This window comes from Ensifer sp. SSB1 (genome assembly GCF_016652895.1).
GTDB lineage: Bacteria > Pseudomonadota > Alphaproteobacteria > Rhizobiales > Rhizobiaceae > Ensifer.
Genome location: NZ_JAEPRP010000010.1, coordinates 4,022 through 15,147 on the forward strand (window position 1 = coordinate 4,022; position 11,126 = coordinate 15,147).

At 62.9% G+C, this 11,126-nt stretch carries 11 protein-coding genes; 7 read left to right on the forward strand and 4 right to left on the reverse strand.

Translation table 11 applies throughout. The features are described from left to right. The 7 genes from I8N66_RS04125 to deoA all read left to right on the forward strand — a co-directional run. A partial coding sequence (locus I8N66_RS04125) for an HAD-IC family P-type ATPase (RefSeq protein WP_291150018.1) occupies window positions 1-837 on the forward strand: 837 nt, incomplete at its 5' end. A gap of 248 nt (window positions 838-1,085) precedes the next feature. Then, window positions 1,086-2,621 carry an ABC transporter ATP-binding protein gene (locus I8N66_RS04130; protein ID WP_223726000.1) on the forward strand — a complete coding sequence of 512 codons (1,536 nt, stop codon included), beginning with the start codon at window positions 1,086-1,088 and terminating at the stop codon, window positions 2,619-2,621. Continuing rightward, complete coding sequence (locus I8N66_RS04135) at window positions 2,618-3,751, forward strand: ABC transporter permease (RefSeq protein WP_291150025.1); 1,134 nt, start codon at window positions 2,618-2,620, stop codon at window positions 3,749-3,751. The genes I8N66_RS04130 and I8N66_RS04135 overlap by 4 nt, the downstream gene beginning before the upstream one ends. A 4-nt stretch (window positions 3,752-3,755) precedes the next feature. After that, complete coding sequence (locus I8N66_RS04140) at window positions 3,756-4,727, forward strand: ABC transporter permease (protein ID WP_043622808.1); 972 nt, start codon at window positions 3,756-3,758, stop codon at window positions 4,725-4,727. Window positions 4,728-4,731: 4 nt separating this feature from the next. Beyond that, window positions 4,732-5,124, forward strand: coding sequence for a cytidine deaminase (locus tag I8N66_RS04145; RefSeq protein WP_043622805.1), 393 nt, complete (start codon window positions 4,732-4,734; stop codon window positions 5,122-5,124). After that, entirely contained in the window at window positions 5,121-5,927 is an 807-nt protein-coding gene (locus I8N66_RS04150; RefSeq protein ID WP_291150037.1) for a purine-nucleoside phosphorylase, read from the forward strand. The genes I8N66_RS04145 and I8N66_RS04150 overlap by 4 nt, the downstream gene beginning before the upstream one ends. Next, a complete protein-coding gene (deoA, locus tag I8N66_RS04155) occupies window positions 5,924-7,240 on the forward strand; it encodes a thymidine phosphorylase (RefSeq protein ID WP_291150040.1) in 1,317 nt (438 codons plus the stop codon). The genes I8N66_RS04150 and deoA overlap by 4 nt, the downstream gene beginning before the upstream one ends. Here deoA and I8N66_RS04160 read toward each other — a convergent pair. From I8N66_RS04160 to I8N66_RS04175, 4 genes are all read right to left on the reverse strand, one after another. Continuing rightward, window positions 7,233-7,757, reverse strand: a complete 525-nt coding sequence (locus I8N66_RS04160) for a TIGR02281 family clan AA aspartic protease (protein WP_291150042.1) — start codon at window positions 7,755-7,757, stop codon at window positions 7,233-7,235. The genes deoA and I8N66_RS04160 overlap by 8 nt on opposite strands. Window positions 7,758-7,942: 185 nt before the next feature. Next, complete coding sequence (gene upp / locus I8N66_RS04165; RefSeq protein WP_113539885.1) at window positions 7,943-8,572, reverse strand: uracil phosphoribosyltransferase; 630 nt, start codon at window positions 8,570-8,572, stop codon at window positions 7,943-7,945. A 123-nt stretch (window positions 8,573-8,695) separates the two neighbouring features. Next, a complete protein-coding gene (locus I8N66_RS04170) occupies window positions 8,696-9,664 on the reverse strand; it encodes an adenosine deaminase (RefSeq protein ID WP_291150045.1) in 969 nt (322 codons plus the stop codon). Further along, on the reverse strand, window positions 9,661-10,881 hold the full coding sequence (locus I8N66_RS04175) for a phosphopentomutase (RefSeq protein ID WP_113539887.1): 1,221 nt from the start codon (window positions 10,879-10,881) through the stop codon (window positions 9,661-9,663). Before I8N66_RS04175 ends, I8N66_RS04170 begins: the two co-directional genes overlap by 4 nt. Window positions 10,882-11,126: the final 245 nt, after the last annotated feature.

Sequence of the window (11,126 nt, forward strand, 5' to 3'; positions counted from 1 at the left end):
CGCCTGGCGGCAGCACTGGAGCAGGGATCGAGCCATCCGCTTGCTCATGCTATTCTAGAGCGGAGCGCGGCCGATGGCCTCGCAGTCCCCAACATTGCGACCGTGAACGCGGTTGGCGGCAAGGGACTTGAAGGGAGCGTCGACGGCATCGCGCTGTTCTTCGGCTCGCCCAAGGCTGCAGGCGAGCGGGCGCCGATGACGGCGGACGAGACGGCGCGCGTCTCGGCTCTCAACGATGAAGGCAAGACGGTTTCGGTGCTCGTGGCGGGAGGCTTGATTGCCGGCGCCATTGCCATGCGCGACGAGCCGCGGCCGGATGCGGCTGCCGGCGTGAAGGCGCTGACGGATGCCGGTCTCCGCGTCGTCATGCTGACGGGCGACAATCGTCGCACGGCGGAAGCGATCGGTCGCCAGTTCGGCATGGAAGTCCGCGCCGAACTCTTGCCCGAGGACAAGCAGCGCATCGTGCGTGAGTTGAAAGCCGAGGGCTTCAATGTTGCCAAGATCGGTGACGGCATCAACGACGCGCCGGCACTGGCGGCAGCCGATATCGGCATCGCCATGGGCGGCGGCACGGATGTAGCGCTGGAAACGGCGGATGCGGCGGTCCTGCATGGCCGGGTCGGCGACGTGGCGGCGATGATCCGCCTTTCCCGTTCGACGATGCACAACATCGTGCAGAACATCACGATCGCGCTGGGCCTGAAGGCCGTCTTCCTGGTGACGACGATCATTGGCGTCACCGGCCTTTGGCCTGCCATCCTGGCCGACACCGGCGCAACCGTGCTCGTCACCATGAATGCCCTCAGGCTGCTTCGGCCGGTACGGGCCGCCTGAAACCACCGGATCTCCCCCAAGAACAGGGCCGGCGACACCCGTTGTCGCCGGCTTTTGGCGTCCAAGTGCCTGTGTATATTCGCGCTGGACTCTCACCAGCGATCTGATGAGAGTATAAGGAAGATCACGGTTGAGGGCTTTCGCCCCGAAAAATCGATGATAAACTTAGACCAAATGGTAAAAAAATCGCCGGCACGGTTTCTGGGAAGAATGCCGAAGCGGGCCAGTTTGGGGATCGCAAGGCCAATATGGACAATATTGCCATCGAACTGCGTGAGATCGACAAGAGCTTCGGTCCGGTCCACGCCAACAAGAACATTAATCTAAAAGTCCGCAAGGGGACGATCCACGGCATCATTGGCGAAAACGGTGCGGGAAAATCGACCCTGATGTCGATCCTCTACGGCTTCTACCAGGCCGATAGCGGTGAAATCCTCGTCGACGGCAAGGCCGTTGCCATCCGCGATCCGAATGCGGCGATCGCAGCCGGCATCGGCATGGTCCACCAGCATTTCATGCTGGTCGAGAACTTCACGGTGCTCGAAAACGTCATGTTGGGCGCCGAGGACAGCCAGATCCTCAACAAGGGCATCGCCAAGGCACGCGTCGAATTGAAGCGGCTGGAGCGCGAATATGCGCTCGAGGTCGATCCGGATGCGCTCATCGAAGAGTTGCCGGTTGGCCTTCAGCAGCGCGTCGAAATCCTGAAGGCGCTTTATCGCCGGGCCGATATCCTGATCCTCGACGAGCCGACCGGCGTGTTGACGCCGGCGGAAGCCGATCACCTTTTCCGCGTTCTCGAACAGCTGAAGAGCCAGGGAAAGACCATCATCCTCATCACCCACAAGCTGCGCGAGATCATGGCAATTACCGACGAGGTGTCGGTCATGCGCCGCGGCGAAATGGTGGCGACACGTACGACGGCCGAGACTTCGGTGGAGGAACTCGCCGAGCTCATGGTAGGCCGCCGCGTGTTGCTGCGCGTCGAGAAGGGCGAAGCCAAGCCGGGCGACGTCAAGCTTGCGGTCGAAGGGCTCACGGTCAAGGATGGCCGCGGCGTCACCATGGTCGACAATGTCTCGTTCAATCTCCGGGCTGGCGAAATTGTCGGCATCGCCGGCGTTGCCGGCAACGGTCAGTCGGAACTGCTTGAAGCGATTTCCGGCATCCGCCGTGCCATCTCCGGCTCCGTTCTGTTGAACGGCAAGCCGATCGATGTGACCGGCCGCGCCGATCCGGCCGAACTGCGTGATCGCGGCCTCGCCCATGTGCCCGAAGACCGCCACCATGTCGGCCTCGTTCTGAAGTTCGAGGAATGCGAAAACGCGATCCTCGGCTACCATCACGACAAGCGCTACCTCAATGGCGTCTTCCTGAACATCGATGCCATCCGCAAGGATGCCGAAAAACGCATTGCCGAATACGATATCCGCCCGCCGAATCCGCGGCTTAAGACCGCCAATTTCTCCGGCGGCAACCAGCAGAAGATCGTGCTGGCACGCGAAATGGAGCGCGGGCCGGATGTGCTGATCATCGGTCAGCCGACGCGCGGCGTCGACGTCGGCGCCATCGAATTCATCCATAGGCGGATCATCGAGATGCGCGACCAGGGCATGGCTGTCCTCCTGGTCTCCGTCGAACTCGATGAAATCCGCGCCCTTTCGGACCGTATTCTGGTCATGTTTGCCGGCCGTGTCGTCGGCGAGCGCGATCCGGATGCCACCGAGGGCGAACTAGGCCTCTTGATGGCCGGCGTTGAAGGCCGCAAGGAGGCCGCAGAATGAGCTCCCCCTATGCTAAGCTTCCGGGCTGGGTCGAATACGGCCTGATCCCGCTGGTCAACCTCGCGGTTGCCTTCCTCGTTGCCGGCCTCGTCGTGCTGCTCGTCGGTGAAAACCCGCTGGAAGCAGCCTATCACCTGATCAACGGTGCCTTCGGCCGCGGTGAATATCTCGGCTTCACGCTGTACTACGCGACCACCTTCATCTTCACCGGTCTTGCGGTGGCGGTCGCCTTCCATGCCGGCCTCTTCAACATTGGTGGCGAAGGCCAGGCCTATGTCGGCGGCATCGGCGTGGCCCTTGCCTGCCTCTGGCTCGACCAGACGATGCCCTGGTTCGTCGTCTTCCCGCTGGCGATCCTTGGCTCCGCCTTCTTCGGTGCCGCCTGGGCCTTCCTGCCGGGTTGGCTGCAGGCCAGGCGCGGCAGCCACATCGTCATCACGACGATCATGTTCAACTTCATCGCCTCGAGCCTGATGGTCTACCTGCTCACGCGCGTGCTGAAGCCGCTTGGCTCCATGTCGCCGCAGACGCGCACCTTCGCCGAAGGGGGGCAACTGCCCAAGCTCGATTGGCTGCTCGGGATCTTCGGACTGGATATCGGCACGGCGCCGTTCAACGTCTCGTTCCTGCTGGCGCTGGTCGCCGCCTTCTGCGTCTGGCTGCTGATCTGGCGCACCAAGCTTGGCTATGAGATGCGCACCATGGGCCACAGCCCTTCGGCAGCGCGTTACGCCGGCATGAGCGAAAGCCGCATCACCGTCATCACCATGATGATCTCAGGCGCGCTTGCCGGCATGATGGCGCTGAACCCGATCATGGGTGAACAGGGACGCATGCAGCTCGATTTCGTGCAGGGTGCAGGCTTCGTCGGCATCGCTGTGGCGCTGATGGGCCGCTCGCATCCGGCCGGCATCATCCCGGCGGCCATTCTCTTCGGCATGCTCTACCAGGGCGGAGCCGAGATCTCCTTCGAAATGCCGTCGATCTCGCGCGACATGATCGTCATCATCCAGGGCCTCGTCATTCTCTTTGCCGGTGCACTCGAAAACATGTTCAGGCCGGCGATTGCCCGGCTGTTTGCGATGCAGAGCCGCCGTGCAGCCGTCGTGGCACAGACCAAGGGAGCTTGAAGCCATGGATTTCTTCCACGTCATCGTGGTGCTCCTCGAGTCCACCATCCGCGTATCCGTCCCGCTGATCTTTGCAGCGCTGGCAGGGCTCTTTACCGAGCGTGCCGGCATCTTCGACATCGGTCTCGAAGGCAAGATGTTGGGCGCGGCCTTTGCCGCCGGCGCTGTTGCTGCCGTCACCCAATCCGTCTGGATGGGCCTGCTCGCCGCCATCCTGATCTCGATCGCACTATCGCTGGTGCACGGCTATGCCTCGATCACCCAACGCGGCAACCAGATCGTCTCTGGCGTCGCCATCAACTTCATCGTTGCCGGCTCGACCGTCATTCTCGGTGAAGCCTGGTTCCGCCAGGGTGGCCGCACGCCGGCGCTCGGCGAAGGCGCGCGCTTCCAGACGATCACCTTCCCCTATGCCGACAGCATCCGGGAAATCCCGATCCTTGGCCCGATCTATTCGGACCTGCTTTCCGGGCATTTCATCCTGACCTATGTCGCCTTTGCCATGGTGCCGATCAGTTGGTGGATCCTCTACCGCACCCGTTTCGGCCTGCGCCTGCGCGCGGTCGGCGAAAACCCGGGCGCAGTCGACACCGCCGGCATCTCGGTGATCTGGATGCGCTATCGCGCCGTCATCTGCTGCGGCATTCTCTGCGGCTTTGCCGGCGCCTATCTGTCGCTGGCCATGACCGCCGGCTTCGTCAAGGGCATGACCGCCGGCAAGGGCTACATCGCGCTTGCAGCGCTGATCTTCGCCAAGTGGCGGCCGTTCAACATCATGCTCGCCTGCCTGCTCTTCGGCTTCCTTGACGCGCTCGCCATCCGCCTGCAGGGCAATCCGCTGCCGCTGATCGGCCAAGTGCCGGTGCAGCTGATGCAGGCGCTGCCCTATATCCTTACTGTGATCCTGCTTGCCGGCTTCATCGGCAAGGCCATCCCGCCGAAGGCCGGCGGCGTCCCCTATGTCAAGGAGCGCTAGAACCATGGAAAAGGAACTGTTCGAGGCCGCGCGCGACGCAATGGCCAAGGCGCATGCGCCCTATTCGAAGTTTCCGGTCGGCGCGGCAATCCGCGCCGAGGACGGCAAGATCTATACCGGTGCCAATATCGAGAACCTGTCGTTCCCCGAGGGATGGTGCGCTGAGACCACCGCCATCAGCCATATGGTCATGGCCGGCCAACGCAAGATCCTGGAAGTGGCGGTGATTGCCGAGAAGCTGGCACTCTGCCCGCCCTGCGGCGGCTGCCGTCAGCGGCTGGCGGAGTTTTCTGGCGCCAGCACGCGCATCTTCCTCTGCGACGAGACCGGGGTGAAGAAGACCCTGGCGCTGTCGGACCTGCTGCCGCACAGCTTCGAGACCGAGATTCTCGGATGACCGCGGCTGCTGAATTGCTGAAGGCCCGGCTCGGAGGACTTTCTCCGCGCTACGGCATCGTGCTCGGTTCCGGCCTCGGATCGCTGGTTGACGCTCTGGATGAAACGCTGCGGCTTTCCTATGCCGACATACCGGGCTTCCCGGTCAGCAGCGTCTCCGGCCATGCCGGAGAACTCGTGGCCGGAACGCTCTCAGGCGTGCCGGTCGTCATGCTCTCCGGCCGTGTGCACTACTACGAGCAGGGCGACGCCAATGCGATGCGCCTGCCGCTGGAAACCCTGAAGGCGCTCGGCATCGAGTGCCTGGTGCTCACCAACTCCGCCGGATCGCTACGAGAGGACTTGCCGCCGGGATCGGTGATGCGGATTTCCGACCACATCAACTACTCCGGCTTCAATCCGCTGATCGGCGTCGAGAGCGACGACCGCTTCGTCGGCATGACAAATGCTTACGATGCCGAGCTTGCTGCGAGAATGCAGGCAAGTGCCGAGCGTCTCGGCATACCGCTCATCGACGGTGTCTATATGTGGTTCTCAGGCCCGAGCTTCGAAACGCCGGCCGAGATTCGCATGGCGCGCATCCTCGGCGCCGACGCCGTTGGCATGTCCACGGTTCCGGAGGTTATCCTCGCGCGCTTCTTCGGTCTCCGCGTCGTCGCAGCCTCCGTCATCACCAATTTCGGCGCCGGCATGACCAGGGGCGAGATCAGCCATCACGAGACGAAGGATATGGCTCCTGTCGGTGGCAAGCGGCTTGCGGCTATCCTTGCCGATATGATCGCAGCCGATGCGGTGCACGGGTGACGATGCTTCCGCAGGAAACAATCAGGCGCAAGCGCAACGGCGAACGCCTCGCTCCGAGCGAGATCGCCGATTTTGTCCGCGGCCTTTCGGATGGCTCAATCTCCGAAGGGCAGGTCGCCGCCTTCGCCATGGCTATCTGGTTCTCCGGCATGAGCCGCGACGAGACCGTGGCGCTGACCCTGGCGATGCGCGACTCCGGCGAAACACTCGACTGGAGCGCAATCGCTCGCCCGATCGCGGACAAGCATTCGACCGGTGGCGTCGGCGACAATGTCTCGCTGATGCTGGCGCCGATCGTTGCTGCCTGCGGGCTTGCCGTGCCGATGATTTCAGGACGCGGGCTTGGGCACACGGGGGGCACGCTCGATAAACTCGAATCGATACCCGGCTATGATATCCAACCGTCGGCTGCCGTGTTCCGCAGCACGGTCGCCGAAATCGGCTGCGCCATTATAGGCCAGACGGCGAACCTCGCTCCGGCAGACAAGCGGCTCTATGCGATCCGCGATGTGACCGCGACCGTCGATTCGGTACCCCTGATCACCGCTTCGATCCTTTCCAAGAAGCTCGCCGCCGGCCTGCAGTCGCTGGTGCTCGACGTCAAGCTCGGCAATGGCTCCTTCATGAGCGATGCCAGGGAAGCGGAGGTGCTGGCGCGCTCGCTGGTCGATGTCGCCAACGGCGCCGGTGTCCGCACCTCGGCGCTGCTAACCGATATGAACGAACCGCTGGCCGATGCCGCCGGCAACGCGCTGGAAATCGACAAGTGCCTGGCTTTCCTCCGGGGCGAAAAGACGGGCACGCGGCTTGAAACGGTCGTGCTGGCTTTTGCCGCCGAAATGCTGGTAGCCGCAGGTGCGGCCGACGACGCGGAAAAAGGCGAAGCGCTGGCGCGCCAGGCCCTTTCGAGCGGAGCCGCAATCGAACGTTTCGGGAAAATGGTGCACGCGCTTGGCGGTCCGACCGATTTCGTCGAGCGTTCGGTGAGCTATCTCGGTCGTGCTCCAGTCATCCTGCCGGTCGAGGCGGAACGATCCGGTTATCTTGCGGCCTGCGAGACGCGCGAGCTCGGCATGGCCGTCATCGCGCTCGGCGGCGGACGGTCGCATCCGGACGACAGGATCGACCATCGCGTCGGACTGGATGCGCTGAAGCCGCTTGGTACGCGCGTCGAAAAGGATGACCTGATCTGTTTCGTTCACGCCGCCGATCAGGATGCCGCCGAGATAGCCAGAGGCCGCGTGCAGGCGCTCTATACGATCGATGATGCCGTGCCCGAGAAACGGTCGCCGATTGTGGCGAAGATCACCTGACGAGGTGAAGGGCGCCGTCCTCGACGCGGAAGGACGACAGTCGGCTGAGGAATGTCATGCCGATGAGCGTGCCGGAAAGTGCTTTGTCCGGTAACACCATCGCCCGGACATCGCGCACCACGATACCGCCGATCTCGATCCGGCTCAGCATCGCCGGAGCTGCTTCGACGACGCCATTGGCGGTGCTGACGCGGGCGGTGAAGGATAGTGCGCTCGGTGTCAGCCCGAGCCGGCGTGCGGTCGAAATGTTAATGGCAATGGCGCTTGCGCCGGTATCGACCAGGCCGCGTTCGGAACGGCCGTTGATGCGGAAGGTGCCGAAGTAATGTCCTCTCCCATCCGCCTCGAGCACCACGCTCCGCCCGGTCGCATATTTGGCCGTGGTCGTCGGTGGAACCGCAGGTTCTTCGACAGCCGTCTTGTCGCCACCTTGCGTTAGGGCGGTCGTTGCCAGGTGCGGAACCACCATGGCTGCAAGCGCGGCCACACCAGCCAATGCGAGCAAACGGACGAGCATGGGCATTCCCCCTCAACGGCATCGGATGCAGCAAACTCGAATTGCTGCTGAAACCTTCTATGCGCCAGAAGAATGGCACACCGCTTAGGGGCAGTAGACCGGATGACGCCTAAGACGACATGAAAAAGCCGCCGGAAACCGGCGGCCTTCTCGCAGATCTGTAATCCTGGTTAAGGATCAGGAAATCATTTGGTGCCGTACATGCGGTCACCCGCATCGCCGAGACCGGGCATGATATAGCCGAGCTCGTTCAAATGGCTGTCGATCGAAGCGGTAAAGATCGGCACGTCCGGATGTACGCTCTGGAAGTTGCGGATACCCTCGGGGGCGGCAAGCAGGCAGAGGAAGCGGATGTTCTTGGCACCGCGTTCCTTCAGCTTGTCGATTGCCGCAATCGAAGAATTGCCGGTGGCGAGCATCGGGTCGACGACGATGATCAGGCGTTCGGACAGGCTTTCCGGCGCCTTGAAGAAATACTCCACCGCCTGCAGCGTCTCATGATCGCGATAGACGCCGATGTGGGAGACGCGAGCCGAAGGCACCAGTTCGAGCATGCCTTCGAGCAGACCGTTGCCGGCACGCAGGATAGACGCGAAGACCAGCTTCTTGCCTTCGAGGATCGGCGAGTCGATTTCCTGCAGCGGCGTTTCGATGCGTTCCATCGTCAGTTCGAGATCGCGCGTCACCTCGTAGCAGAGCAAGGTCGAAATCTCGCGGAGAAGCCGGCGGAAACCTGCAGTCGAGGTCTCCTTCTTGCGCATGATGGTCAGCTTGTGCTGCACAAGCGGATGATCGATCACTGTAACGCCGTTCATGGCTCACCTTCCCGGATTTTTTGTATCCGTCCTTTTTCCATGGAATGCGTCGTTGCCGCAAGGGTGTTGACCGGCGGGAGAGCGTCATCCCCAACCGACCAACCCAAGACGGAACGGCGCTCCTCAGATGCGCGCGTGCAGCCGCTGGCGTGTCGGCTCGTCGACGAAGGCCGCCTCGATCGCCGTGCGGGTCATGCCGTTGATCTCTGCGTCGGTGAAGCCCATGACCGCAGAGGCGATGTCATACTCCTGCGCAAGCGAGGTGTGGAAGAACGGCGGGTCGTCGGAGTTGAGCGTCACGCGCACACCAGCTGCGTGAAGGGCTCTCAGCGGATGCGAGGCGAAGTCCGGGAAGACCTGCAGCGATATGTTTGAGCCGGGGCAGACTTCCAGCACGACGCCCGTGTCGGCAAGACGCCGCACCAGCTCCATGTCTTCGATCGCCCGCACACCGTGGCTGATACGCGACGGCCGCACATGGTCGAGCGCGTCGCGCACGCTGAAGGCGCCGGAGAGCTCGCCTGCATGGATAGTCAGGCCAAGGCCGGCGTCACGCACGATGTCGAAGGCGCGCGCAAAATCGGCTACCTTGTGCATGCGTTCCTCGCCGGCAAGGTTGAAGCCGGTGACCAGCGCGTGCTCCCGCTTGGCCGCGAATTCTGCGGTCTTGATCACGGATTCCGGGCCGAGATGGCGGATGCCGGTGATCAGCATGCGCGACTCGATCCCGGTCTTTTGCCTGGCGGCCTCCATGCCGGCGGCAAGACCCTCAAGATAGGCCTTCGCACCAAGGCCGATCGTGTTGCCGTGGTCGGGCGAAACGATGATCTCGCTGTAGATCGTGCCGGCCTCGGCCAGCTCCGTCAGATAGGCTTCCGCCAGCAGCGCATAGTCTTCCTCGGTGCGAAACAGCGAGGCGATGGCGTCGTAGCACTTCACGAAACTGGTGAAGTCTTCCCAGACATAGGCCTTGTCGCGGATGATCGCACTGGTGTCGATGCCGTATTTCTCGGCCTGGGCCAATGCCAGTTCGGGTGGCGTCGCGCCCTCGATATGGCAATGCAGTTCCGCCTTCTTCAGATGTGCGGTCAAATGAGGCTTCTCCCATGGTGGCCCGGCGCTATGCCGAGATGTTTGGCGACGGTTTCGCCGATATGCGCGAAGGTGTTGGCGACGCCGAGCGAGCGGCTGCGCAGCGACGGACCGAACATCAGCACAGGCACGCGTTCACGCGTGTGGTCGGTGCCTCGCCAGGTCGGGTCGCAGCCGTGATCGGCGGTCAGGATGACGATATCGGTCGGTTGCAGGCGGCGGTCGAGGTCCGGCAGGCGCGCATCGAAGGCCTCGAGTGCTGCCGCATAGCCGGCGACGTCGCGACGGTGGCCATAGTGCATGTCGAAATCGACGAAGTTGGTGAAGACCAGGCTGCCGTCTTCGGCCTCGTCGATGGCCGCGAGGCTTGCGTCGAAGAGCGCCATGTTGCCGTCGGCTTTCGTCAACTTCGTCACACCCTGATGGGCGAAGATATCACCGATCTTGCCGATGGCATGGACCATACGCCCCGCCTCCGTCAGCCGGTCGAGGACCGTTGGTTCGGGTGGTAGCACGGAATAGTCGCGGCGATTGCCGGTGCGGATGAAGGTCTGCGGGCTCGTGCCAACGAAGGGGCGGGCGATCACCCGGCCGATATTGTAGTCGTCGACCAGACGGCGGACGGTCTGGCAAAGCTCAAGCAGGCGATCGAGCCCGAAGGCCTGTTCATGCGCCGCAATCTGGAAGACCGAGTCTGAAGAGGTGTAGCAGATCGGCTTGCCGCTCCGCAGGTGCTCTTCGCCATGGCGGGCGATGATATCGGTGCCGGAGGCGTGGCAATTGCCAAGGATGCCCGGAATGTTTCCCTCGCGGCAGATCGCCTCGACAAGCTCGGGCGGAAAGGTGTCGCCTTCGGAAGAGAAGTAACCCCAGTCGAACATCACCGGCGTGCCGGCGATTTCCCAATGCCCGGAGGGTGTGTCTTTGCCGCGCGAGACCTCGCTTGCGGCGCCAAAGGCACCATAGACGCGATTGGGCACCGGCATGCCCTGTGGGATCGTGCCGTTGGCGAGCTTGGCCGCATGAACAAGGCCAAGGGCGGACATGTTCGGCAGACTGAGCGGGCCTTGACGCAGGCCCGCCCGGTCGGCAGCGCCTGTGGCGCAATACTCGGCGATATGTCCAAGCGTGTTGGCGCCAAGATCACCATAGGCTTCGGCATCCGGCGCGCCGCCTATGCCGAAAGAATCGAGAACGAAGAGAAACGCACGCGCCATGATGCACCTGACAGCGGAAGCGCGAAAGCAATGCGCTCCGAAAGCTTCTGGAAGAGCGCGACGACGCCTGACGGCGCGTCACGCGCAATCTCGAAGGGATAACGCTGCGCACGGTGCAATGCAATTGCGCCGGATAGGTGCCCGATCAGCAATCAGTGCATTTTATCGCTTGGGCGAGGCGCGAATGGAAGTAGGCCGTCTTGGAGAGGTTTATCGTCTTCGCGGGGGCCTCAAGGCTCGGAGCG